The 22,334-nt window shown below is 72.6% G+C and carries 23 protein-coding genes; 10 read left to right on the top strand and 13 right to left on the bottom strand.

What is annotated here, in order from left to right; translation table 11 throughout:
* Positions 1–3 precede the first annotated feature (3 nt).
* The gene (locus tag RH861_RS09540; protein WP_310520776.1) at positions 4–864 is read left to right on the top strand and encodes a DUF3097 domain-containing protein; all 861 of its coding nucleotides are present in this window, start codon (positions 4–6) and stop codon (positions 862–864) included.
* 39 nt (positions 865–903) lie between these two features.
* On the opposite strand, the gene RH861_RS09535 is transcribed toward RH861_RS09540, so the two are convergent.
* From RH861_RS09535 to RH861_RS09525, 3 genes are all read right to left on the bottom strand, one after another.
* Positions 904–1,656 (bottom strand): SDR family oxidoreductase, encoded by a 753-nt coding sequence (locus tag RH861_RS09535; protein ID WP_310520775.1) that lies wholly within the window; start codon positions 1,654–1,656, stop codon positions 904–906.
* Positions 1,657–1,664: 8 nt separating this feature from the next.
* Entirely contained in the window at positions 1,665–2,759 is a 1,095-nt protein-coding gene (locus RH861_RS09530; RefSeq protein ID WP_067946879.1) for a VIT1/CCC1 transporter family protein, read from the bottom strand.
* Between the two features lie 200 nt (positions 2,760–2,959).
* Positions 2,960–3,436, bottom strand: coding sequence for an Lrp/AsnC family transcriptional regulator (locus RH861_RS09525; RefSeq protein WP_067946877.1), 477 nt, complete (start codon positions 3,434–3,436; stop codon positions 2,960–2,962).
* Positions 3,437–3,545: 109 nt separating this feature from the next.
* Between RH861_RS09525 and RH861_RS09520 the strand changes: the two genes are divergently transcribed.
* Positions 3,546–4,784: a trans-sulfuration enzyme family protein gene (locus tag RH861_RS09520; protein ID WP_310520774.1), complete on the top strand. Its 1,239-nt coding sequence runs from the start codon at positions 3,546–3,548 to the stop codon at positions 4,782–4,784.
* Here the strand turns inward: RH861_RS09520 and RH861_RS09515 are convergent.
* Together RH861_RS09515 and RH861_RS09510 are read right to left on the bottom strand one after the other, a co-directional pair.
* Positions 4,727–6,142 (bottom strand): MFS transporter, encoded by a 1,416-nt coding sequence (locus tag RH861_RS09515; RefSeq protein WP_310520773.1) that lies wholly within the window; start codon positions 6,140–6,142, stop codon positions 4,727–4,729. The genes RH861_RS09520 and RH861_RS09515 overlap by 58 nt on opposite strands.
* 62 nt (positions 6,143–6,204) lie before the next feature.
* Positions 6,205–8,022, bottom strand: a complete 1,818-nt coding sequence (locus RH861_RS09510; protein ID WP_310520772.1) for a DEAD/DEAH box helicase — start codon at positions 8,020–8,022, stop codon at positions 6,205–6,207.
* 104 nt (positions 8,023–8,126) lie between these two features.
* Here RH861_RS09510 and RH861_RS09505 point away from each other — a divergent pair, with 104 nt between their 5' ends.
* Entirely contained in the window at positions 8,127–8,969 is an 843-nt protein-coding gene (locus RH861_RS09505) for an SGNH/GDSL hydrolase family protein (RefSeq protein WP_310520771.1), read from the top strand.
* On the opposite strand, the gene RH861_RS09500 is transcribed toward RH861_RS09505, so the two are convergent.
* Together RH861_RS09500 and RH861_RS09495 are read right to left on the bottom strand one after the other, a co-directional pair.
* Complete coding sequence (locus tag RH861_RS09500) at positions 8,966–10,246, bottom strand: D-alanyl-D-alanine carboxypeptidase family protein (RefSeq protein ID WP_310520770.1); 1,281 nt, start codon at positions 10,244–10,246, stop codon at positions 8,966–8,968. The genes RH861_RS09505 and RH861_RS09500 overlap by 4 nt on opposite strands.
* 23 nt (positions 10,247–10,269) lie before the next feature.
* Positions 10,270–11,067, bottom strand: coding sequence for a TrmH family RNA methyltransferase (locus RH861_RS09495; RefSeq protein WP_310520769.1), 798 nt, complete (start codon positions 11,065–11,067; stop codon positions 10,270–10,272).
* 159 nt (positions 11,068–11,226) lie between these two features.
* On the opposite strand from RH861_RS09495, the gene RH861_RS09490 reads away from it, so the two are divergent.
* Positions 11,227–12,009: a Sir2 family NAD-dependent protein deacetylase gene (locus tag RH861_RS09490; protein WP_310520825.1), complete on the top strand. Its 783-nt coding sequence runs from the start codon at positions 11,227–11,229 to the stop codon at positions 12,007–12,009.
* Complete coding sequence (locus tag RH861_RS09485) at positions 12,006–12,647, top strand: histidine phosphatase family protein (protein WP_310520768.1); 642 nt, start codon at positions 12,006–12,008, stop codon at positions 12,645–12,647. The genes RH861_RS09490 and RH861_RS09485 overlap by 4 nt, the downstream gene beginning before the upstream one ends.
* On the opposite strand, the gene RH861_RS09480 is transcribed toward RH861_RS09485, so the two are convergent.
* Both RH861_RS09480 and RH861_RS09475 read right to left on the bottom strand, forming a co-directional pair.
* The gene (locus RH861_RS09480) at positions 12,644–13,720 is read right to left on the bottom strand and encodes a glycosyltransferase family 4 protein (RefSeq protein ID WP_310520767.1); all 1,077 of its coding nucleotides are present in this window, start codon (positions 13,718–13,720) and stop codon (positions 12,644–12,646) included. The two genes, RH861_RS09485 and RH861_RS09480, sit on opposite strands and share 4 nt — an antisense overlap.
* A complete protein-coding gene (locus tag RH861_RS09475) occupies positions 13,717–14,628 on the bottom strand; it encodes an alpha/beta fold hydrolase (RefSeq protein ID WP_310520766.1) in 912 nt (303 codons plus the stop codon). The genes RH861_RS09480 and RH861_RS09475 overlap by 4 nt, the downstream gene beginning before the upstream one ends.
* A 61-nt stretch (positions 14,629–14,689) precedes the next feature.
* Here RH861_RS09475 and RH861_RS09470 point away from each other — a divergent pair, with 61 nt between their 5' ends.
* Together RH861_RS09470 and RH861_RS09465 are read left to right on the top strand one after the other, a co-directional pair.
* Positions 14,690–15,391 (top strand): exonuclease domain-containing protein, encoded by a 702-nt coding sequence (locus RH861_RS09470; protein ID WP_310520765.1) that lies wholly within the window; start codon positions 14,690–14,692, stop codon positions 15,389–15,391.
* 82 nt (positions 15,392–15,473) lie between these two features.
* Entirely contained in the window at positions 15,474–15,965 is a 492-nt protein-coding gene (locus RH861_RS09465) for a hypothetical protein (RefSeq protein WP_310520764.1), read from the top strand.
* A gap of 81 nt (positions 15,966–16,046) precedes the next feature.
* Here the strand turns inward: RH861_RS09465 and RH861_RS09460 are convergent, their stop codons facing one another.
* The 3 genes from RH861_RS09460 to glgA all read right to left on the bottom strand — a co-directional run bounded on the left by RH861_RS09460 (position 16,047) and on the right by glgA (position 18,437).
* Positions 16,047–16,295 (bottom strand): type B 50S ribosomal protein L31, encoded by a 249-nt coding sequence (locus RH861_RS09460; RefSeq protein ID WP_067946854.1) that lies wholly within the window; start codon positions 16,293–16,295, stop codon positions 16,047–16,049.
* Between the two features lie 110 nt (positions 16,296–16,405).
* Positions 16,406–17,194, bottom strand: a complete 789-nt coding sequence (locus RH861_RS09455) for an ABC transporter ATP-binding protein (RefSeq protein ID WP_310520763.1) — start codon at positions 17,192–17,194, stop codon at positions 16,406–16,408.
* Between the two features lie 52 nt (positions 17,195–17,246).
* On the bottom strand, positions 17,247–18,437 hold the full coding sequence (gene glgA / locus RH861_RS09450; protein ID WP_310520762.1) for a glycogen synthase: 1,191 nt from the start codon (positions 18,435–18,437) through the stop codon (positions 17,247–17,249).
* 78 nt (positions 18,438–18,515) lie between these two features.
* Between glgA and glgC the strand changes: the two genes are divergently transcribed.
* From glgC to RH861_RS09435, 3 genes are all read left to right on the top strand, one after another.
* The gene (glgC, locus tag RH861_RS09445; RefSeq protein ID WP_067946847.1) at positions 18,516–19,766 is read left to right on the top strand and encodes a glucose-1-phosphate adenylyltransferase; all 1,251 of its coding nucleotides are present in this window, start codon (positions 18,516–18,518) and stop codon (positions 19,764–19,766) included.
* On the top strand, positions 19,763–20,425 hold the full coding sequence (gene serB / locus RH861_RS09440; RefSeq protein ID WP_248599682.1) for a phosphoserine phosphatase SerB: 663 nt from the start codon (positions 19,763–19,765) through the stop codon (positions 20,423–20,425). The genes glgC and serB overlap by 4 nt, the downstream gene beginning before the upstream one ends.
* Before the next feature lie 113 nt (positions 20,426–20,538).
* Entirely contained in the window at positions 20,539–21,489 is a 951-nt protein-coding gene (locus RH861_RS09435) for an SMP-30/gluconolactonase/LRE family protein (protein ID WP_310520761.1), read from the top strand.
* A gap of 34 nt (positions 21,490–21,523) precedes the next feature.
* Here the strand turns inward: RH861_RS09435 and RH861_RS09430 are convergent, their stop codons facing one another.
* Positions 21,524–22,234, bottom strand: a complete 711-nt coding sequence (locus RH861_RS09430; RefSeq protein WP_310520760.1) for a beta-ketoacyl-ACP reductase — start codon at positions 22,232–22,234, stop codon at positions 21,524–21,526.
* Between the last annotated feature and the right edge of the window lie 100 nt (positions 22,235–22,334).

Here is a 22,334-nt window from a genome sequence, read left to right as displayed (position 1 = left end):
GCGGTGCCTCCCTTCGACGCATCCGGACCCGACCGATACGGCACCGACGTGCTCGCCGGCGACTGGCGTGCCGCCGGCCGCCGCACCATCCGCGAGGTGGCCGCGGAGCGGGACCTCGTCGTCGAACTCGCCGCCGACGGCTACTGCGGTGCCGTGGTGCGCGTCGAGAAGCAGACGGTGACGCTCGAGGACCGCCACGGGCGGACCCGCATGTTCCCCCTCGGGCACGGCTTCCTCGTCGACGGCGAGCCCGTGAAGCTCGTCGCCCCGACGCCGTCCGCGCCCCGGGGCCGGCTCCGAACGGCGTCGGGTTCGTTCGCGGTCGAGTCGGGGCCTGCGAAGGTGGCGCTGCCGAGCCGGATCTTCGTCGAGGGCCGCCACGACGCCGAGCTCGTGGAGAAGATCTGGGGCGCCGACCTCCGGGTCGAGGGTGTCGTGGTCGAGTACCTCGAGGGCGTCGACGTCCTCGACGACGTGCTCGACGAGTTCCGGCCGGGCCCCGGACGCCGCGTGGGCGTGCTGGTCGACCACCTCGTGCCCGGCTCGAAGGAGCAGCGCATCGCCGACGCGGTGATGCGCGGCCGGCACCGAGGTGACGTGCTCGTCGTCGGCCACCCCTACGTCGACATCTGGCAGGCCGTGAAGCCCGCCCGCCTCGGGAAGGACGCCTGGCCGACGATCCCCCGCGGCACGTCGTGGAAGCACGGCGTGTGCGCGGCCTTCGGCTGGGCGCACGCCGACCAGGCCGACATCGCCCGTGCCTGGCAGCACATCCTCGGCCGCGTCCGCGGGTACGGCGACCTCGAGCCGGCCCTGCTCGGCCGCGTGGAGGAGCTCATCGACTTCGTCACCGCACCCTCGTGATCCTCGGGCGGGCGGCCGCCACCGGTCGGCGCCGGCGTCTCAGATGGAGAAGCCGCCGTCGGTGGTGATCAGCTGGCCCGTCACCCAGGCCGCGTCGGGCGAGACCAGGAAGCGGACGAGGCGGGCGACGTCGTGCGGCGTACCGAGGCGTCCCGTCGGCTGTCGCGCGACCAGCGCGGCGCGGGTGGCGTCGTCCATCCATCCGGTGTCCACGGGACCCGGGTTCACCGAGTTCGCCGTGATGCCCCGAGCCGCGAGCTCGCCGGCGGCGGCCAGGACGACGCGGTCGAGTGCCCCCTTGCTCACGCCGTAGGCGAGGTTGCCCACGACGTGGTCGCTCGTGAGCGCCACGATCCGGGCGCCGTCGGCGCGCACGTGCTCGGCGAGGGAGCGGATCAGCAGCCAGGCGGCTCGCGCGTTCACGGCGAGGTGCCGGTCGAAGGCGTCGACGGAGGTGTCGAGGATGCCGCTGTCGACGCTCTCCGAATGCGCGAGCACGAGTGCGCGCACCGGGCCGAGCTCGTCGCGCACCGCGCGGACGATCCGGTCCGGGGTCTCGGGGTCGGCGAGGTCCGCCTCGATCGCGAGCGCCCGGGCCCCGGCGGCCTCGAGTTCGCGGGTGAGGCTCGCCGGGTCCGCCTCCGGGTCGCCGCCGAGGGACATCCGGTGCTCGTAGGCGCGCCAGTAGGTGAACGCGACGTCCCAGCCGTCGGCGGCGAGGTCCGACGCGATGGCGTAGGCGATCCCGTTGCGTCGACCGGCTCCGGTGACGAGGGCGACGGGTCGGGCCATGGTCGCTCCTAACCGAGGGTGGTGCCGAATGCGAGGCCGAGCAGGTAGGTGACCGCGGCGGCGCCGAGGCCGATGGCGAGCTGCCGGAGCGCGCGCTTCAGCGGCGACGCCCCGGAGAGCAGGCCCACGGTGGCGCCCGTGAGGAGCAGTGCGAGGCTGACGAGCACCGTCGCGGTGACGATCGCCGCCGTGCCGGACATGCCGAAGATCCACGGCAGCACCGGGATCAGCGCGCCCGACGCGAAGAAGAGGAAGCTCGAGACGGCCGCGCTCATCCCCGTCCCGACGGCCTCGTCGTCGTGCTCGACGACGCCGATCGCGTCGGTCGGGGCGGGCGTGCGACCGGCCGCCTGGACGCGTGCGACGACGAGGGCCGCCTGCTCGACGGCGTCCTGCTCGGCCATGCCTCGCGCGCGGTAGACGAGCGCGAGCTCGTTGGCGTCGATGTCGAGGTCGACGAGGGCCTCGCGCGCGCCGGGGTCGGGGGCGGATGCCTCGAGCAGTTCACGCTGCGACCGGACCGAAACGTATTCGCCGGCGCCCATCGAGAGGGCTCCCGCGAGGAGGCCGGCGATGCCGGTGAACAGCACGACGGGCGCGGGGACGCCCGTGGCGCCGATGCCGAGGACGAGCGCGAGGTTGGAGACGAGCCCGTCGTTCGCGCCGAAGACCGCGGCGCGGAACGTGCCCGCGAGACGGCGGCGCCCCCGCGCGGCGAGCCCGCGGACGACCTCGCCGTGGATGCGCTCATCGGCGGCCATCGCGGCGGTCGCGTGCGGGTCGGTCGAGTACGGCGACCGCGCCTCGGCGCGCTGTGCGAGCGCGAGGACGAAGATGGAGCCGAATCGGCGGGCGAGCCCTGCGAGCAGGCGGGTTCGCAGGTCGGCGCGCGGGATCCCCCCGTCGTCGCCGTCGAGCAGCGCGAGCCAGTGCGCCTCGTGGCGTCCTTCGGCGGCGGCCAGGGCGAGGAGGATCTCGCGCTCCTCGCCGTCGCGGCGAGCCGCGAGTTCGCGGTAGACGGCGGCCTCGGCGCGCTCGTCGGCGAGGTAGCGCTTCCAGCGCGCGCGGTCGGCGGGGGTCCCCTGCGGTTCGTGGGCGGTCATCGTGCTCCATCCGGTCGCGGGCGACGGTCGCGACCTGGGCGGTCCGGCGCCCGCCTCGTCGCGTGTCGGCCCCGCGGGGCCTCCGAAAGGCTAGCGGGGCGGATGGCGTCCGAGCGGCCCGGCGTGAGGAATTGGCAGCATTTCGGATCGCCGAACCGGGGGCCCGCCCTGCAGCCCCGCGTGAGCGGATGCCGCGGGCCTCAGCCGACGAGCGACTGCCAGCCGTCGCCGTCGGCGTACTCGAAGATGAGGTTCGTCTCGGTGTGCGCGACGGCCGGATGACCGGTGAGGTGTGCGAGCACGAACTGGCGGAGCTCCTCGGCGTCGCGCGCGGCGACGTGCAGCAGGTAGTCCTCGGCGCCGGCGACGTGGAAGACGCCGAGCACGCCGGGCAGGTGCGGCACGGCGTTGCGGAAGGCGTCGATCTCGCTGCGGTCGTGCTTGACGAGTCGGATCGCGATGAGGGCCTGGAGCGAGACGCCGAGCGAGGCGAGGTCGACGTCGACGCGGTATCCCTTCACCGTGCCGAGGCTCTGCAGACGGCGGAGCCGGAGCGACACCGTGGACTCGGCGACGCCCACCTCGGCCGCGAGCGCCGCACCGGAGGCGCGGGCGTTCTTCGACAGCGCCGCCAGCAGCGCTCGGTCGACCCGATCCAGTTCGGCTTTCTGCGGCATGATGCGGATCCTCTCAGTCCATGTCAGAAGATTCTGCGCCCATCGAGGCCAAAATGCAAGCATCTTCGGCCAAGGTCCGGCGCAACCACAGATTCTGTAGCCTGCTGTCATGTTGACACCGTCGTCGAATCTTGAGACCCGCGCCGTCCACGCCGGCATGGAGGGCGTCCGCGAGCAGGGCTCCCACGTTCCCACGATCGATCTTTCCACGACCAACCCGCTCGGCGACGTCGAGACCGGCGGACTGTCCTACGAGGAGCTCGCCGCGGGCGGCTGCCTCACCGAGGGCCGGTCGGCCGTCTACCAGCGGCTGTGGCATCCGGGTGTCGCCCGATTCGAGACGGCCCTCGCCGACCTCGAGGGCGCCGAGGGTTCGGTCGCGTTCGGCACCGGAATGGCCGCGCTCGCCGCGACGCTCATCGCCACCGTCTCCGACGGTCGCCCGCACGTCGTGGCTGTGCGTCCGCTCTACGGCGGCTCCGACCACGTCCTGGAGAGCGGCCTGCTCGGCACCCGGGTGACCTGGACGGACGTCGACGGCATCGCCGACGCGGTCCGCCCCGACACCGGGCTGGTCATCGTCGAGACGCCCGCGAACCCCACCCTCGAACTCATCGACCTGCGACGTGCCGCGGATGCCGCAGGCGACGTGCCGCTCCTCGTCGACAACACCTTCGCCACCCCCGTGCTGCAGCGCCCCATCGAGCACGGGGCGACCCTCGTGCTGCACAGCGCGACGAAGTACCTCGGCGGCCACGGTGACGCGATGGGCGGCGTGGTCGCCGGCCCCATCGAGTGGGTCGAGAAGCTCCGGCGCGTCCGTGCGCTCACCGGCGGGCTCCTGCACCCGATGGGCGCGTACCTCCTGCACCGCGGCATCCGGACCCTCCCGGTGCGCGTCCGCGCGCAGCAGGAGACGGCCGCCGAGCTGGCGCGCCGCCTCGAGACGCACCCCGCCGTCGCGAGCGTGCGTTACCCGGGTCTGGCGGGCCAGGACCCGCAGGGCCTCGTCGGCCGCCAGATGGCCGGTCCCGGTTCGATCATCGCGATCGAGCTCGCCGGCGGCTTCGACGCCGCCTGTCGGTTCACCGAGGCGTGCGAGCTGGTGACGCACGCCGTCTCGCTCGGCGGCGTCGATTCGCTCGTGCAGCACCCCGCCTCGCTCACGCACCGTCCCGTCGCTGCGCACGCCAAGCCGAACGCCGGCGTCGTGCGGCTCTCGATCGGCCTCGAGCACGTCGACGACCTGACCGCCGACCTCATGGCCGCGCTGGATGCGGCGGCGGTGCCTCAGGACCTGGGGCGCTCGTCGGCGCCCGCCGTCCCGGAGGCCGGCGTCGCCGGCTGATCGCCCTCGTCTGCGGGCGGCGCGGGGTTGCGGATGCCGATCCACGACACCGCCCCGCCCACGACGAGCAGCAGGGCGGTCGCGATCGCGACCCGGTGGTACCCGTCGACATCGAGCCGCCCGGCCACGATGACGCCGATCGAGGCGATCGCGACGAGTCCGGCGATGCGGGCGACGGCGTTGTTCACGGCCGACCCGATCCCGGCGCGCGCCGGGTCGACCGCGCCGAGGATCGCCGCCGTGAGCGGCGCCACGGTCATCGCCATGCCGAGTCCGGCGACGACCATGCCGGGGAACACCTGCCACCAGTAGTCCACCGGCAGGTCGAGGGCGAGGGTCAGCAGCCAGCCGAGCGCGACGATCATCGGCCCCAGCGCCATGAACAGCCGCGGCCCGTACCGACCGCCCAGTCCGCCGAACCACGATCCGAGCAGGACCAGCATCACGGTCGGCGGCAGGGTCGCGAGTCCCGCGAGGGTCGCCGGGAATCCGCCGGACTCCTGCAGGAAGATCGGCAGCGCGAACAGTCCGAGCGAGAACGCGGCGTAGATGAACAGGGTGGCGAGGTTGCCCGCGGCGAAGTTCCGGGCACGGAACAGCGTGAGCGGCAGCATGGGAGCCGGCGCCCGGCGCTCCCAGGCCACGAACGCGACGAGCGACACGAGTCCGACCGTCATGGGCACGAACACGAGCGGGTCGGCCCAGCCGAGTCGCCCCTGCTCGATCAGGGCGAAGACGGTGCCGCCGAGGCCGACCACCCCCAACGCCGCGCCCAGCCAGTCGACGCGTGCCCGATCGGGGTTCGGCTCGTCGCGACCGAGCGGGCGCAGCATCACGAGGGCGGCCGCGATCGGCAGCACGTTGATCGCGAACACGAGCCGCCAGGACACGAGGTCCACGAGCGCACCGCCGAGCAGCGGCCCGACGAGGAACGCGCTCGTCGTCCAGGCGGTCCACCGGCCGATCGCGCGACCCTGCTCGCTGCGCGGGAAGGTCGCGATGATCAGCGCGAGCGAGCTCGGCACGAGCAGGGCGCCGGCCGCACCCTGCAGCGCGCGGGCGACGACGAGGATCGTGCCGTCCGTCGCGATGGCGCAGACGACCGAGGTGAGCCCGAAGCCGTACAGTCCGATCCGCAGGATGCGCAGCCGCCCGAACGAGTCGGACAGCGAGCCTGCGAGCAGGATGAGCGATCCGAGGGTCAGCAGGTACGCGTCGACCGCCCACTGCTGCAGCGCGAGTCCGCCCCCGAGGTCGGCTTCGATCGCCGGGAGCGCGATGTTGATGACCGCACCGTCGAGGAAGGCGATGAACGCGACGACGATCGCGATGACGAGCACGCGAGCGCGGGGATCCATGCGCGCCATGCTACGTCGTCCCGGTGACGCGCCCCGGGTGGACCGGGGCCGCGGCGCCGGCCTCACCGACCGGAGAGCCGTTTGCGCAGCAGCTCGATGCGTGCCTGCAACTGCGTGACGGTCGCCTGGGCGACCTCGGGGCCGCCGCAGGCGCGGCGCAGTTCGGCGTGCACGAGCGAGTGCGCCTGGCCTGTCTGCCTCGCGTACAGCCCCACCAGGCTGTTCAGCAGCGAGCGCTGCTCCTTGAGCGTGCGGTAGAGGGCCACCGGCTCGGCGTGCGCGGTCTCGTCCTCGTCGGCGGATGCCGCGTGCTTGCGGCGCTCGGACGCGCGCCGCGCCTGGCGCGCCTGCCGGTGCCGCAGCAGCTCGGCGACCTGGTCGGGTTCGAGGATGCCGGGAAGGCCGATGAAGTCGAGTTCCTCATCACTGCCGGGCTCGGCGAACGTGCCGAAGTCGGTGCCGTCGTACACGACGCGGTCGAACGTGGCATCCGATGCGAGCGCCTGCCAGGTGAACTCGTCCTGCAGCTCGTCGGACGCCTTCTCGTCGCGGTTGGCCGACTCGAGCAGTCCGTCGTCGAGCCCGGGGTCGTCGTCGTCGCCCGAACGCCGGTCGAGCGCGTGGTCCCGCTGCCGCTCGAGCTCGCCGGCGAGGGCCATCAGCACGGGCACATTGGGCAGGAACACCGATGCGGTCTCACCACGACGGCGCGCGCGCACGAAGCGGCCGATGGCCTGCGCGAAGAACAGCGGCGTCGACGAACTGGTCGCGTAGACGCCGACGGCCAGGCGCGGCACGTCCACGCCCTCCGAGACCATGCGCACCGCGACCATCCAGCGGCTCGTGCCGTTCGAGAACTCCTCGATCCGGCCGGACGCCTCCTTCTCGTCGGAGAGCACGACGGTGACCTTCTCGCCGCACACCTGCTCGAGGATCTCGGCGTAGGCGCGGGCCATGGACTGGTCGGTCGCGATGACGAGGCCACCGGCGTCGGGGATCGCGTGGCGCACCTCGGTGAGCCGTCGGTCTGCCGCCTGCAGCACCGCGGGGATCCACTCACCCGTGGGCTCGAGGGCCGTTCGCCATGCGGCCGAGTGGATGTCCTTGGTGGCGTCCTCGCCGAGCCGGGCCTCCATCTCGTCGCCGGCCTTGGTGCGCCAGCGCATGCTGCCGGCGTAGACCATGAACAGCACGGGGCGGACGACGCCGTCCTGCAGGGCCCGCCCGTAGCCGTAGTCGTAGTCGGTCTTCGAGACGCGGATCCCCTGCGCATCGGGCTCGTAGTGCACGAACGGGATCGGGGCGGTGTCACTGCGGAACGGCGTCCCGGTGAGCGACAGCCGCCGTGTCGCGGGCTCGAACGCCTCGCGGATCGCATCGCCCCACGAGAGCGTGTCGCCGCCGTGGTGCACCTCGTCGAGGATCACGAGCGTGCGGCCCGACAGCGTGAGCTCGCGGTGCAGCGCGGGCCGCACCGCGACCTGCGCATATGTGACCGCGACGCCGTGGTAGTGCCGCGCCGACCGGCCGTGCGCGTTGCGGAACCCGGGGTCGAGCCGGATCCCCACGCGCGCCGCGGCATCCGCCCACTGGCGCTTCAGGTGATCGGTCGGCGCGACGACCGTGATGCGGTCGATCGTGCGGCGGGCGCGGAGTTCGGCCGCGAGGCGCAGCGCGAAGGTCGTCTTGCCGGCGCCGGGCGTCGCGGCGGCGAGGAAGTCGCGCGGCTCGGTCTCGAAGTAGAGGTCGAGTGCTTCGGCCTGCCAGGCGCGGAGCTTCGACGCGGTGCCCCACGGTGCACGCGCGGGGAAGGAGGGTGAGAGGTGCTCGGCGGCCGAGGTGCCCGGCAGGTGATGGCCGGAGGGGGTCGCGTTGCTCACTCTGCAGCACTCTAGTCGAGGCGCCCGACAGACCGGCCGCATCGCGCACACACGTGCAGGACCGATGGCCCGCGCGTGCCGCGCGCGCTGTGCAGAATGGAGGGATGGTCACCCAGCAGCATCCCTGGTCGAGATATGTCGCGATCGGCGATTCGTTCACCGAGGGCATCGGCGACCCCGAGCCCGGCGTGCCGGGCGGTCACCGCGGTTGGGCCGACCGCGTCGCCGAGGTGCTCTCGCGGGGCACCGAGGACTTCGCCTACGCCAACCTCGCGATCCGCGGGCGACTCATCCAGCAGATCATCGACGAGCAGGTCGAACCCGCGCTCGAACTCCGCCCGGACCTCATCACCATCTCGGCCGGCGGCAACGACGTGATCCGCCCGCGGACCGATCCGGACGAGATCTCGGCGCGGTTCGAGTACGCCATCGAGCGCCTCGGCCGCGACCGCGCCACGATCGTGATCTTCACCGGCGTCGACGTCGGCTTCTCCCCCGTGTTCCGCGGCATCCGCGGCAAGGTCGCGATCTACAACGAGAACCTCCGCGCGATCGCCCAGAAGCACGACTGCATCGTCGCCGACCAGTGGGCCCTCGCCGAGATCCAGGACCAGCGGATGTGGGATCGCGACCGGCTGCACCTGAACGCGCTCGGCCACCACGAGGTGGCGCGGATGGTGCTGCGCGCGCTCAACGTCGAGAACGACCTCGAGCCCATGAAGCCCGAGCCCCTGCCCGACCGGTCGTGGCGGCAGGCCCGCACGCAGGACCTCTCCTGGGCGCGCGAGTACCTCGTGCCCTGGGTCGTCCGGCGCATCCGCCACCAGTCGTCGGGCGACTTCATCACCGCGAAGCGACCGGATGCCGGTCCGTACGCCCTGCCCACGGCGGAGGCGGCGGAGGCCGGCGTGCACGGTGCGGACGCGTCCCGACCGCTGCGCGGCTAGTCCAGCCCGCCCGGGTTCGTCAGGCGCCACCAGGTGCCGGGGTCGTCGAGCGTGCCGTCGAGCTCGAGCGGCACCTCGACGCGCTGCGAGCCTGCGGTGACGACGGCGGTGCCCGCGGGCGAACCGTCGGCGGCGAGGGTCACCGGCTCGGCGCTCACGGCGACGTCGACGGGCGTGTCGGACCACACGACGACGGTCGCGCTCTCGGTCGCGCGGGCGGTGGCGGTGTCGCCCCACGCGGTCTCGTAGGTCGCGAGGGTGCTGCCGTCCTCGACGGCGACGACCTCGTGGAAGCCGGGCGCGATGGTCTCGATCATGTCGGCGATCCCCTCGCGCACCTGCGGGTGGTTCGCGCCGCCGAGAAGGACCCCGACGAGCGTGACCGAACCGGAGCCCACCGGGACGTCGGCCGAGAAGAGCAGGTTCGCCGCGTCATCCGTCGTGCCGGTCTTGATGCCGTCGACCCCGTGCGCGCCGAGGAGCTTGTTCGAGTTCTCGAGGGTGCCGAGCCCGGGGATCTCGACCTGCTTCGTCGCGACGATCTCGGCGAGGGTCGGGTCCTGCAGGGCGAGCTGTCCGAGCGTGACGAGGTCGGCCGCGGTGCTGGTGTTCTCGAGCGAGAGACCGCTCGTGTCGGCGATCACCGTGTTCGCGAGGCCATGCTCGGCGACCCAGGCCCGCGCGCGCTCGAGGTAGGCGTCCACCGAGCCGAACGCCCATTGCGCGAGGGAGATGCTGTAGTTGTTGCCCGACGGCAGCATCATCGCCTCGAGGCTCTGGCGGAGGCTCAGCGTCGTGCCCGCCGCCACCGGGGCCACCGAGCCGTTCTGCGCCACCATGTCCCAGTAGAGGTCGATGTCGGCGTCGGTGTAGGCGATGCCCGGCCCGCCCTCGCCCGCCGGGATCGGGTGCGCCTCGAGGATCACGAGCGCCGTCACGACCTTCGCGATGCTCGCCATCGGCATGGGCGTGTCCTGGCCGCCGGCGGCGAGGAGCCCGTCGAAGCCGACCGCGCCGACCGCCCACGTGCCGAAGCCCGGCTGCGCGATGGCCTGCGCCGTCGCCGCGATCGGAGCCGGGTCGACGACGACGGGCGCGTGTTCCGGCACGGGCGCGGTGAGCGTCGTGGTCGCATACGCACCCCCGCCGATGAGCGTCGCGAGGAGCACGCCGAGCGTGCCGAACACGGCGATGCGGCGTCGACGGTACACCCGCGGCGAGGGACGGGCGGGGGTCGCGGGAACCGCGGGCGGGGCCGGATCGAGCGTGCGTGACATCCGTTGCAGGATACCGACCCGGGCTAGGCGAGCGCGTACAGCGCGACGGCCGCGGCGGCGGCGACGTTCAGGGAGTCCACGCCGTGCGCCATCGGGATGGTGACCACCGTGTCCGCCGCCGCGAGCGCCTGGCGCGAGAGCCCGTCCCCTTCGGCGCCGAAGACGAGCGCGAGGCGCTCGGGCGGATCGGCCGCGAGCCGGCGCAGCGTGACCGCCTCGTCGGCGAGGGCGAGCGCCGCCACCGTGAAGCCGTGCGCCGTGAGCACCTCGCGCGCCTCCCCCCACTCGGGCAGCCGGGTCCACGGCACCTGGAACACGGTGCCCATGCTCACGCGGACGCTCCGGCGGTAGAGCGGGTCGGCGCACCGGGGCGTCACGAGCACGGCATCGGCCCCGAGGGCGGCGACGGAGCGGATGATGGCGCCGACGTTCGTGTGGTCGACGATGTCCTCGAGGATCACGACCCGTCGGGATGCGGCCAGCAGCGTCCCCGGATCCGGCAGCGCGGGGCGCTCGAACGCGGCGAGCGCGCCGCGGTGCACGCGATACCCGGTGATGGCCTCGAGCTCGGCCGGCTCGGCGAGGTGCACGGGGATGTCGAACGGCTCGAGCGCATCGCGCAGCCCGGGCAGCCACTTCTCCTCCATGAGCACCGACCGCGGCGTGTGCCCGGCGTCGATGGCGCGACGGATCACCTTGGCCGATTCGGCGATGAAGACGCCGCGTTCGGGTTCGGTGATCGATCGCAGTGCGACATCCGTCAACCGGGCGTAGTCGGCGACGGTGTCGGATGCCGCGTCGCGGACTCGTTCGATGCGCATGGACCCTCCGAGGACAGCCTGCCAGTCGGCGGAAACATTCCGATAACGCGCGGTGTTTAGACTCTGGGAACCGCAAGCACCGTCGAAGGGAGCCGTGTGGTCACTGGCATCGAGGCGCCCACGTCGCCGGGCGCGCTGTTCGACGAGGCGATCGACCTCATGCGCGGCTCGCGCGTGGCCGTGCTGACGGGCGCTGGCGTGAGCACGGACTCCGGCATCCCGGACTACCGCGGCGAGGGCGCGCCGGTGCGCAACCCGATGACCGTGCAGACGTTCCTGTCGTCCGAGACCGCTCGGAAGCGCTATTGGGCGGGCAGCCACCTCGGGTGGCGCGCGTTCGCGTCGGCGCAGCCGAACGACGGGCACCGGGCGCTCGCCGGCCTGGAGTCGGCGGGCGTCGTCTCGGGGGTCGTCACGCAGAACGTCGACGGCCTGCACCGCAAGGCGGGCAGTTCGCACGTGGTCGAGTTGCACGGTGCATCGGACCGGGTCGCCTGCCTCGCGTGCGGGCAGATGTTCGCGAGGCAGTCGGTGGCCGACCGGCTCGAGCTGCTGAACCCGCACATCGACCTGTCGAAGCCCGCGCGGATCAACCCCGACGGCGATGCGGAGGTCGACGACGTCGAGTCGATGGTGCTGCCCGAGTGCACGGTCTGCGGCGGCGTGCTGAAGCCCGACGTCGTGTTCTTCGGCGAGTTCGTGCCGACGCCGGTCTACCGTCAGGCGGCGGCGCTCGTGCAGCGTGCCGACGTGCTGCTCGTGGCGGGGTCGTCGCTCGTGGTGAATTCGGGTGTCCGGCTGCTGGAGATCGCGCGTCGCCGGCGGATCCCCATCGTCGTCGTGAACCGCGGCGTCACGAAGGGCGACAACCGCGCGACCGTGAAGCTCGACGCGGGCGCGTCGGAGACGCTGACCGCGATGGCGGAGACGCTCGGCGCATGACCGTGCGCCTCTGGGGGCCGGGAGTCGCCGTGCCCGTCGTCGGCGCGGCGCCCGCGACGACGATCGCGCTCGTTCGCCACGGCGAGACCGACTGGAACCGCGAGCGCCGCATCCAGGGGGCGACCGACATCCCGATGAACGACCGGGGCCGGGCGCAGTCGCGGGCGACGGCCGAACGCCTCGCCGGCGGGTGCTGGGATGCGGTCGTCACGAGTCCGCTGTCGCGCTCGGCCGAGACCGCCACGATCATCGCCGATCGCCTGGGGCTTGCCGAGCCGGACCTCCTGCCGGCCCTCGCGGAGCGCCGTCACGGCACGCTCGAGGGGCTCACGACCGCCGAGCGGCGTCGGCTCGAGGCCGAGGCGGTGCCGATCGAGGGGTTGGAGTCGCGCGTGTCCGTGGTGTCGCGTGCCGTGCCCGCGCTGCTCTGGCTGGCGACCCGTCACCCCGGTGGCGCGGTGGTCGCGGTCACGCACGGCGGCGTGATCCAGTCGGTGCTGCTGCATCTGTGGGAGCGCGCGTCCCTGCCGAGCGGATCCGTCACCAACGGTTCGGTGCACGAGCTGCGCGTGTCGGCCTCGGGCCTCGAGCTGGTGGCCTCCGACGCGGTCGCGCCCGTGGAGGCGACCGGGAGCTAGCGGGCGCGGCGCGCGGCGACCTCGCGAAGCAGGTCGAGTAGGCGATCGGCCGATGCCGCCCACGTGAATCGCGCCGCGGCGTCGACGGATGCCGCGGAGCGGCGTTCCCACTCCCCCGGCCGCTCGAGCGCGCCGATCGCCTGGGCGAGGGCGGCGGGGTCGTCGACGGGGAAGAACAGTGCGGCGTCGCCGCCGATCTCGCGGAAGATCGGGATGTCGCTCACGACCACCGGGGTGCCGAGACGCATGGCCTCCACGAGCGGGATCCCGAACCCCTCGGCCTTGGACGCGGTGACGAGCGCCGTGGCGCCCGCGAGCACGTCGGCGTACTCGGCGTCGGTCGCTCCGTCGTGGAAGACCAGCCGGGCCTGCGGTGCGAGCTGCTCGAGCCGGCGGCGCTCCTCGGGGCGGACCCGGCTCATGAGGTGCAGTTCGTGGTCGGGCAGCAGGGCGGCCGCGCGTACCAGCGTGTCGACGCCCTTGTACGGCATGAACGATCCCATGTACACGAGCCGTGGCCGCTCGGGCCGGGTGCGCGGCAGGTGGGGTGTACCGAGCTCGTCGGCGGCGTTCGGCACGACGGTGACCGGGCGTCGCGTGAGTCGGTGCGAGCGGATGAGGCCCGCGGTGGTGTCGGACACGGTCACGATCGCGTCGGCCCGGTTCAGCAGCATCCGCTGCGGCCACCACGCCAGGTGGTACAGGCGCCACAGGCCGCGGACGAACGCCGGCAGGTCGCGCGGCGGGGTGCGGTTCTCGTAGTAGATGAGGTCGTGCAGCGTCAGGACGAGCGCGTAGTCGCGGCCCCACGAGCCCATGGTCTGCATGGGCGAGAAGACGACGTCGGGCCGCAGCTTGCGCACCTGCCGGGCGACCCACGGCTCGCGGACGCTCGTCGGGCTGCTGACGAGTTCCCACGGCAGCGCCGGCAGCTTCTCGAGCTGGCGGTGGTCGCTGATCAGCATGGTGAGCGGATGCCGCTCCGCGAGCTCGCGCACGAGGCCGGCGGTGAACCGGCTGATGCCGTCGTGGTGCCCGACGCGCACGTAGCGGCAGTCGACGACGAGCCTCACGCGCGCTCCCCCTCGATGAACACGCGGATGTGCGCGGCCGCCTCGGCGGGCGTCTCGTAGTGGATGAGGTGGCCGACCCCGTCGATGACCGCGATGGTGCCGTCGGCGAACAGCGGCGCGAGGCGGTGCTGGGCGGCGAGCGGGGTGATGTCGTCCTTCTCGGCCACCACGAGGAGGACCGGCACCTGGATGGCGGGCGCGTACTCGCGCACGTCGTGGCTCACCGACGCGCGGAACGCGGCGAGCACCGCGTCGCGGTCGCTGAACGCGGAGAAGTAGCGGTCGTGCTGGTCGTGGATGAACCGGCGGAGGGCGGGTTCCTCGGTCTTGGCCATGGTGACGCTCATGACGCGGACGATCGCCCGGTTGCGCAGCAGCGCGAAGCCGAGCCTCTCGGGGAGCGCGGCGGCGGCGCGGTAGTAGCCGATCGCGAGACGGGTCATGATCGCGCGGGGTCCGTCAAGCGCGGGCGCGCCGATCGGGTTCACCAGCACGAGCCGGTCGGGCTCGAGGCCCCCGGCGACCGCCGCAGAGACGATGATCGAGCCGAAGGAGTGGCCGAGCAGCGTGTAGCCGCCGGCGGCTCGGGCGGCGGCACCCGTCGCGCCGGACGCGGCGACGAACGCCGTGAGCCAGGCCGCGTAGCCGTCGATGTCGTGCTCGGCGCCGGCGAACGTCGACGACGCCCCGAAGCCGGGCAGGTCGGGCACGATCACGCGGTAGCCGGGCAGCTTCGCGACGATGGGCTCGAGCCCGTGGTGGTCGCCGCGGAAGCCGTGCACCATCACGATGGCGGGGGCGTCGCGGTCGCCGTACTCCCACCACGCGGTGTCGCTGCCCGCGACGAGGGCACGGTGTTCGCGGACCGGGATGCGCGCGAGGTCGTCGGCGTACGGAGAGGCGATCATCCCGGCCATCCTACGGCGCGGCTGCCGAGCGCTGTCGGAGGGCGTGGATACCGTGACGGGCATGGAGCACTCCCCCGCCGCATCCTGGGCCGACACCCTCGCGGTCTTCGACCTCGAGACGACCGGCATCGACATCGACACCTGCCGCATCGTCACCGCCCACGTGGGCGTGATCGGCCCCTCGGGCGAGGTGCTCGAGCAGCGGCAGTGGATCGTCGACCCGGGCGTCGAGATCCCGACCGCGGCCACGCTCATCCACGGGGTGACCACCGAGCGCGCGCGGCTCGAGGGGGTGCCGGCCGTGCAGGGCGTGGCCGAGATCATCGAGGCGCTGACGGATGCCGCGGCGCGGGGCCTGCCGATCGTGGCGTACAACGCCGCCTACGACCTCTCGGTCCTGCACCGCGAGGCCGAGCGGTACGGACACGAGGCGTTCTGCGGGCCGGCGCACGTGGTCGACCCCCTCGTCATCGACAAGGCCGCCGACCGCTTCCGCCGGGGCAAGCGCACGCTCACCGCCGCGTGCGAGCACTACGGCGTCGAGCTGACCGCGGCGCACGACGCCGGCGCCGACGCGATCGCCGCGGGGCGGGTGGCGCAGGCGATCGCCCGGGCGTTCCCCGAGCTCGCCGCGATTGCGGTCGCCGAACTGCACGCACGCCAGGTCGACTGGTGCCGGGAGCAGGCCGAGAGCTATCAGCAGTGGCGGCGGGCGAACGGCGAGCCGGAGTTCACGACGTCGGGGGCGTGGCCGCTGCGCTGAGCCGCGGCGCGGCTGCGGTCGTCGTGGCCGGACGGGACGAACGGCCGTCGCGCGGATCGCGTTGGTCTGCGACGCTGGACCCATGACGAGCCCGCTCGAGGACCGACCGGCAGTTGACGCGTTCACGGAGGCGAGCGCCCTGTGGCTCGTGGGCGACAGCCCTCCGTCCTTCCTCATCGACGCCGCCGTCGAGGCGGTCGTCGCGGGACTCGACGCTCCCGCGCTGCACGAACTCGCGGGCCTGTCGGACTCTGATGAGGCGTGGGAACTGCGTGCCGCCCTGGAACGCGCGCTGGGCGAACTCGGCGTCCCGGTGCCCGACCCCGACCCCGGAACCCGTCCGATGGCGATGCGCGCACTCGCGGCGCTGCTGCTCCGCGACCGCATCTCGGTGCGCGAGCTCGTCGACTGGGCGCGCGGCGTCGTCGGCGACGCCGACCCCGGCGAGGCGCGCCGCTTTCTCGAGATCGGCGACGAGCTCGACGCGGGGCGGATCACCCCGCACGAGGCGCAGCTCGCTGCGATCGACGAGGCGGCTCGCTACCTCCGCGTCACCGCCGCCCACGGGGCGTGATCGGCGGACGTGTCCGCTGCGGCGGCACGGGCACGACGAAGGCCCCGTCGATGCGACGGGGCCTTCGGGTGCGGCAGTGTCTTACTTGCCGAAGTTCTTGAAGCGCTGGTTGAACTTCTCGACGCGACCGGCCGAGTCCATGATGCGCTGCTTGCCCGTGTAGAACGGGTGCGAGGCCGACGAGATCTCGACGTCGATGACCGGGTAGGTCTGGCCGTCGAGCTCGATCGTCTTGTCGCTGGTCACCGTCGAGCGCGTGAGGAACGTCTCGCCCGAGGCGAGGTCGCGGAAGACGACGGCGTTGTAGGCGGGGTGGATGTCGGTCTTCATGGAGACTTCCTTGTTGATTCGGATTCGGATTCGCCCCGCCTTCGGGCAGGGAAAGCATGTCGGCCGTCGGGCCAGCACACAAGTCTAGCAGAGGGTGAGCGGATGGCGCGTCAGCGGGCGGCGCGCGCCGCGTAGCGCCCGTCCCGCTCGGTGAGCTCGATCGGAAGTCCGAACGTCTCGGTGAGCGTCTCGGACGTCAGCGCCTCGCCGATCGGCCCGGCGGACCGGATGGTGCCGTCGGCGAGCAGCATGGCGTGCGTGAAGCCCTGCGGGATCTCCTCGACGTGGTGGGTCACCATGACGATCGCCGGCGACGAGGCCGACGACGCGTAGCCGCCGAGCAGCTCGACGAGCTCCTCGCGCGCACCCAGGTCGAGCGACGCCGCGGGCTCGTCGAGCAGCAGCAGCTCGGGGTCGGTCATGACCGAGCGGGCGATCTGCACCCGCTTCTGCTCGCCGTCGGAGAGGCTGCCGAAGCGGCGGTCGGCGAACCCCTCGAGCTGCCATTCCTTGAGCACCCGCTGGGCACGGCGGTCGTCGATCGTCTCGTACTCCTCGTTCCACCGGCCCGTGACCGAGTACGCGGCGGTGAGGACCGAGTCGATGACGGTCTCGTTCTTCGGGATCCGGCGCGCCATCGCGGTGGAGGCGAAGCCGATCATCGGACGGAGCTCGAAGACGTCGGTCTTGCCGAGCGGCTCGCCGAGGACCTCGACGGACCCCTTGGTCGGGTGCATGGCGGCGGCGGCGATCTGCAGCAGCGTGGTCTTGCCGGCACCGTTCGGCCCGAGGATCACCCAGCGCTCGTCGGAGGCGACGTTCCAGTCCATGTCGTCGAGGATCGCGTTCCCGTCGCGGACCACCGACACGTGCTGGAACTGCAGAACCGTAGACGCCATGCTGACCATGCTAGTGGGACGTTCGAACCCGTCCCGCGCACCGGCGGCGGGGTCAGCGCCCGGCGAGGACCCGCTCGTAGAGCGCGCGCGTCTCGTCGGCGATCGCGGCCCACGCGAAGTGCTGCTCGGCCCGCACCCGCCCCGCCGCGCCCATCTCGCGGGCACGCCCGGGGTCGCTCACGACGCGCGTGAGCGCCGCCGCGAGGTCGGCCACGAACCGATCCGGATCGAGCGGCGTGCCCGTCCCGTCATCGGCCTGGTCGATGGGCACGAGCACCCCCGTCACGCCGTCGTCGACGACCTCGGGGATGCCGCCCGTGGCCGTGCCGACGACCGCCGCCCCGCAGGCCATGGCCTCGAGGTTCACGATGCCGAGGGGCTCGTAGACCGAGGGGCACACGAAGCACGTCGCCGCGGTGAGCAGTGCCGTGAGCTCGGCGCGCGGGAGGTGCCGATCGATCCACACCACGCCACGGCGGGTCTCCGCGAGCTCGGCGACGAGCCCGGAGACCTCGGCCATGATCTCGGGCGTGTCGGGGGCGCCCGCGCACAGCACGAGCTGCACGTCGTCCGGGAGCGAGCGCGCCGCGCGCAGCAGGTACGGCAGGCCCTTCTGCCGCGTGATGCGCCCGACGAACACGATCGACGGCAGGTCGGGGTCGACCCCCAGCGAGCGCACCAGGTCGGGGTCGTGGTTCGGACGCCAGTCCTCGAGGTCGATGCCGTTGTAGACGACCGAGACGCGCGCCGGGTCGATCGAGGGGTACGACCGCAGGATGTCTCGTCGCATGCCGTCGCTCACCGCGACCACCGCGTCGGCGTCCTCGAAGGCGGCGCGCTCGACCCAGCTCGAGACGCGGTAGCCCCCGCCGAGCTGCTCCGCCTTCCACGGCCGGAGCGGCTCGAGGCTGTGCGCCGTGACCACGTGCGGGATCCCGTGCAGCTTCTTGGCGACGAAGCCGGCGAAGTTGGCGTACCAGGTGTGCGAGTGGACCAGGTCGGCGCCCGCGGCATCCGCGGCCATCAGCAGGTCGACGCCCATCGTCGACAGCGCCGCGTTGACGTCGGTGAACTCGGCGGGCGTGCCGTAGCCGGTCGTGCCCTCCTCGTCGCGGGGCGCGCCGAACGCGCGGACCCGCACGTCGACGTCGCGGCGGAGCGCTCGGACCAGTTCGGCGACGTGCACCCCGGCCCCTCCGTAGATCTCGGGCGGGTACTCGCGGGTGAGCAGGTCGACGCGCATGCGGCAACGTTAGCCCGTCGCGGTCACGCGCCGTCAACCTCCTGTGCCATGCGGCATCCGTCTGACTACGCTGGGCACATGGTGGCGACGCGCAAGATCTTCGGCATTGTCCTTGCTGGCGGCGAGGGGAAGCGCCTGATGCCCCTGACCGAGGACCGCGCGAAGCCCGCGGTGCCGTTCGGGGGGCAGTACCGGCTCATCGACTTCGCGCTGTCGAACCTCGTGAACTCGGGCCTGCGCCAGATCGTCGTGCTCACCCAGTACAAGTCGCACAGCCTCGACCGGCACGTGTCGCAGACCTGGCACCTCGACGGGCTCCTCGGGTCGTACGTCGCCTCCGTGCCCGCGCAGCAGCGGCTCGGCAAGCGGTGGTTCTCCGGTTCGGCCGACGCGATCCTGCAGAGCCTCAACCTCATCTACGACGAGCAGCCCGACATCATCGTCGTGGTCGGCGCCGACCACGTCTACCGCATGGACTTCAGCCAGATGATCGAGGCGCACATCGAGTCCGGAGCGGATGCCACGGTGGCCGCCATCCGCCAGCCGATCTCGCTCGCCAACCAGTTCGGCGTCATCGAGGTCGACCCGAACGCGCCCGACCGCATCCACCAGTTCCTCGAGAAGCCGAGCGACCCGGAGGGGCTGCCCGACTCGCCGAACGAGGTGCTCGCCTCGATGGGCAACTACGTCTTCAACGCCGACGCCCTCATCGACGCCGTGCTGCGCGACGGCGAGCGCACCGACTCCAGCCACGACATGGGCGGCGACATCATCCCCGCGTTCGTGGCACAGGGCAACGCCGGCGTCTACGACCTCAAGCGCAACGACGTGCCCGGCTCGACCGATCGCGACCGCTACTACTGGCGCGACGTGGGAACGATCGACTCGTTCTTTGAGGCGCACCAGGACCTCATCTCGGTGCTGCCGATCTTCAACCTGTACAACCGCGAGTGGCCGATCTTCAGCCAGCAGGTGAACTCGCCGCCCGCGAAGTTCACGCGCGATGCCCGCGGTTCGCTCGGCACGGTCATCGACTCGATCGTGTCGCTGGGTTCGGTGATCTCGGGCGCGCACGTCGAGCGGAGCGTGCTCGGTCCGTGGGCGATCGTCGGCTCGGGCGCGAACGTGTCCGACTCGATCCTGTTCGACCGCGCGCGCATCGAGGCCGGGGCGACGGTGCGTCGCGCCATCCTCGACAAGGAGGTCGTCGTCGAGGAGGGCGCCCACATCGGGCTGAACCGCGCCGAGGACCTCGCGCGCGGCTTCGTCGTCACCGAGAGCGGCGTGACCGTGGTGGGCAAGGGCTCGCACGTGCGAGCCTCGGCGTGACCGCGGGCCCATCCGGCCGCGAGGGCGGCCTGCTCGTCGTGCTCGACGCCGACTCGACGCTCATCCGCGAGGAGGCGATCGAGCTGCTCGCCGAGGCGGCCGGGAGCCTGCAGCACGTCGCCGACGTGACCGAGCGCGCCATGCGCGGCGAACTCGACTTCGCCGCGAGCCTCAGGGAGCGCGTCGCGACGCTCGCGGGGTTGCCCGTCGCCGAGGTCCTGGCGGCCCGAGACCGGCTCACGCCCACGCCGGGGGTCCGCGAGCTCATCGATGGGGTGCACGCCGCGGGCGGCCGCGTCGGCGTGGTCTCCGGCGGGTTCCACGAGCTGCTCGATCCGCTCGCCGAGCGGCTCGGGCTCGACTTCTGCCGCGCGAACCGGCTCGAGACGGACGGCGATCGACTCACCGGGCGCGTGCTCGGCGACGTCGTCGACGCTGAGGCGAAGCGTCGTGCGCTCGAGGAGTGGGCGGCGGCATCCGGCACCCCGATCTCGCGGACGATCGCCGTGGGCGACGGTGCGAACGACCTGCGGATGCTCGATCGCGCGGCGCTCGGTGTCGCGTTCTGCGCCAAGCCCGTGGTGCGGGCGCAGGCGGATGTCGCGATCGACCGCGTCGACCTCAGCGGCGTGCTCGCGCTCGCCGGGCTCCGCGGGTAGCGGCTCGGGTAACGCCGTCCTCCCCGGCCGACGATCTGGCCGCCGGCTGGTCGAGGTCTGCGAGTTCCATCCGAATGCATGGATCGTGCTCGCGTCCGGCCTAGCGTGAGGGCATGAAGACTCGAACCGCCGTCGTTTCGTCCGCTTCCCTCGCCGCCCTGGCGCTCGTCGCCCTCGGGTTCACCCCGGCCGCCTCGGCGGCGCCGGCGCCTTCAGCCCCACGCGGGGCGCTGCAGGACGCCATCCCACTCCCCGACGGCTTCCAGCCCGAGGGGATCGCCATCGACGCGCGCGGCACCGCCTACTTCGGGTCGCTGGCCGACGGCGACATCTACGCGGCCGACGTGCGCAGCGGCGCCGGCGACGTCATCGCCGAAGGCCCCGGCACGCCGTCGGTCGGCCTCGACGTCGACCAGCGCGGCCGCCTGTTCGTCGCCGGCGGCCCGGCCGGCGATGCCCGCGTCATCGACACGCGCACGGGCGAGTTGCTCGCGAGCTACCGGCTCGGTTCCGGCGCGACGTTCGTCAACGACGTCATCGTCACGCGGGACGCCGCATGGTTCACCGACAGCCAGCAGGCGCAGCTCTACCGGCTCCCCCTCGGACCGGCCGGGGCGCTGCCCCCGCAGGACGCGGTCGAGGCCCTTCCACTCACCGGCGACTTCGTCCTGCAGCCGGGCTTCAACGCGAACGGCATCGAGGTGACGCCGGACGGAAAGGCCCTGCTCGTCATCCAGTCGGCGACCTCGACCCTCTTCCGGGTGGATCCCGCGACCGGTGTCGCGACCGCGGTCGACCTCGGCGGCGTGCCGCTCACGAACGGCGACGGACTCCTCGTCGAGGGGCGCACCCTGTACGTCGTGCAGAACCGGCTCAACCTCGTCGGCGTGGTGGAGCTCGCCGCAGACGGCCGGAGCGGGACGTACGTCGACCAGCTCACGAGCCAGGCGTTCGACGTGCCAACGACGGTCGCGTCGTACGCGAACTCGCTCTACCTGCCGAACGCGCGCTTCGGCACGCCTCCGCAGGGCGCCGAGTACTCGGCGAACCGGATCGACCGCTGATCCCTGCGCGACCGCTCTCCCCTGTCGGCGGTGGTCAGTGCCCCATGCCGAGGCCGCCGTCGACCGGGATGACGGCGCCCGAGATGTAGCCGGCGTCGTCGCCCGCGAGCCACGCGACGACCTTCGCGACCTCGCCGGGCGTGGCGAAGCGGCCGGCGGGGATGTTCTTCCTGTACTCGGCCTGCTGCTCCGCGGGCAGCGCATCCGTCATGTCGGTCTCGATGAACCCGGGGGCGACGACGTTGGCGGTGATGTTCCTCGCGCCGAGCTCGCGCGTGATCGAGCGCGCCATGCCCACGAGGCCCGCCTTCGACGACGAGTAGTTCACCTGCCCGGCACCGCCGAACAGCCCTACGACGCTCGAGATGAGCACGACGCGACCGAAGCGCGCCTTGAGCATGCCCTTCGACGCGCGCTTGACCACGCGGAAGGCGCCCGTGAGGTTCGTGTCGACGACGCTCGTGAACTCCTCCTCGCTCATGCGCATGAGCAGGGTGTCGCGGGTGATGCCGGCGTTGGCGATGACGACCTCGACGGGTCCGAGCGCGGCCTCGATCTCGGTGAACGCGCGGTCGATCGACTCGGCGTCGGTGACGTCGGCGCGCACGGTGAGCGCCCCCTCGGGACCCTCGCCGGAGCGGGCCGTCACGGCGACCCGGTGCCCCTGCGCGAGGAACTCCTCGGCGATCGCGTAGCCGATGCCGCGGTTGCCCCCGGTCACCAGAACGGTACGGCTCGTGGTCATGGCGGACTCCGTCTCTCTCCAGGGGGTGCGCGTCAAGGCCGAACGGCCCGTCCCAGCATAGAGGTTGCCGTGTAGCGGCATCCGCTGCCCCTATCGGACG

Origin of the sequence: Agromyces indicus (assembly GCF_031432295.1) — a bacterium.
Taxonomy (GTDB): Bacteria; Actinomycetota; Actinomycetes; order Actinomycetales; family Microbacteriaceae; genus Agromyces; species Agromyces indicus.
Note: the sequence above shows the minus strand (reverse complement) of the source record. Positions and strands in the feature narration are given on the sequence as shown.

Excerpts from the sequence above, each read along its gene's own strand:
- RH861_RS09535 (WP_310520775.1), bottom strand. The coding sequence starts at position 1,656 with ATGGCCCGACCCGTCGCCCTCGTCACCGGAGCCGGTCGACGCAACGGG.
- RH861_RS09530 (WP_067946879.1), bottom strand. The coding sequence starts at position 2,759 with ATGACCGCCCACGAACCGCAGGGGACCCCCGCCGACCGCGCGCGCTGG.
- RH861_RS09525 (WP_067946877.1), bottom strand. The coding sequence starts at position 3,436 with ATGCCGCAGAAAGCCGAACTGGATCGGGTCGACCGAGCGCTGCTGGCG.
- RH861_RS09520 (WP_310520774.1), top strand. The coding sequence starts at position 3,546 with ATGTTGACACCGTCGTCGAATCTTGAGACCCGCGCCGTCCACGCCGGC.
- RH861_RS09515 (WP_310520773.1), bottom strand. The coding sequence starts at position 6,142 with ATGGATCCCCGCGCTCGCGTGCTCGTCATCGCGATCGTCGTCGCGTTC.
- RH861_RS09505 (WP_310520771.1), top strand. The coding sequence starts at position 8,127 with ATGGTCACCCAGCAGCATCCCTGGTCGAGATATGTCGCGATCGGCGAT.
- RH861_RS09500 (WP_310520770.1), bottom strand. The coding sequence starts at position 10,246 with ATGTCACGCACGCTCGATCCGGCCCCGCCCGCGGTTCCCGCGACCCCC.
- RH861_RS09495 (WP_310520769.1), bottom strand. The coding sequence starts at position 11,067 with ATGCGCATCGAACGAGTCCGCGACGCGGCATCCGACACCGTCGCCGAC.
- RH861_RS09490 (WP_310520825.1), top strand. The coding sequence starts at position 11,227 with ATGCGCGGCTCGCGCGTGGCCGTGCTGACGGGCGCTGGCGTGAGCACG.
- RH861_RS09485 (WP_310520768.1), top strand. The coding sequence starts at position 12,006 with ATGACCGTGCGCCTCTGGGGGCCGGGAGTCGCCGTGCCCGTCGTCGGC.
- RH861_RS09475 (WP_310520766.1), bottom strand. The coding sequence starts at position 14,628 with ATGATCGCCTCTCCGTACGCCGACGACCTCGCGCGCATCCCGGTCCGC.
- RH861_RS09470 (WP_310520765.1), top strand. The coding sequence starts at position 14,690 with ATGGAGCACTCCCCCGCCGCATCCTGGGCCGACACCCTCGCGGTCTTC.
- RH861_RS09465 (WP_310520764.1), top strand. The coding sequence starts at position 15,474 with ATGACGAGCCCGCTCGAGGACCGACCGGCAGTTGACGCGTTCACGGAG.
- RH861_RS09460 (WP_067946854.1), bottom strand. The coding sequence starts at position 16,295 with ATGAAGACCGACATCCACCCCGCCTACAACGCCGTCGTCTTCCGCGAC.
- RH861_RS09455 (WP_310520763.1), bottom strand. The coding sequence starts at position 17,194 with ATGGCGTCTACGGTTCTGCAGTTCCAGCACGTGTCGGTGGTCCGCGAC.
- glgA (WP_310520762.1), bottom strand. The coding sequence starts at position 18,437 with ATGCGCGTCGACCTGCTCACCCGCGAGTACCCGCCCGAGATCTACGGA.
- glgC (WP_067946847.1), top strand. The coding sequence starts at position 18,516 with ATGGTGGCGACGCGCAAGATCTTCGGCATTGTCCTTGCTGGCGGCGAG.
- RH861_RS09435 (WP_310520761.1), top strand. The coding sequence starts at position 20,539 with ATGAAGACTCGAACCGCCGTCGTTTCGTCCGCTTCCCTCGCCGCCCTG.
- RH861_RS09430 (WP_310520760.1), bottom strand. The coding sequence starts at position 22,234 with ATGACCACGAGCCGTACCGTTCTGGTGACCGGGGGCAACCGCGGCATC.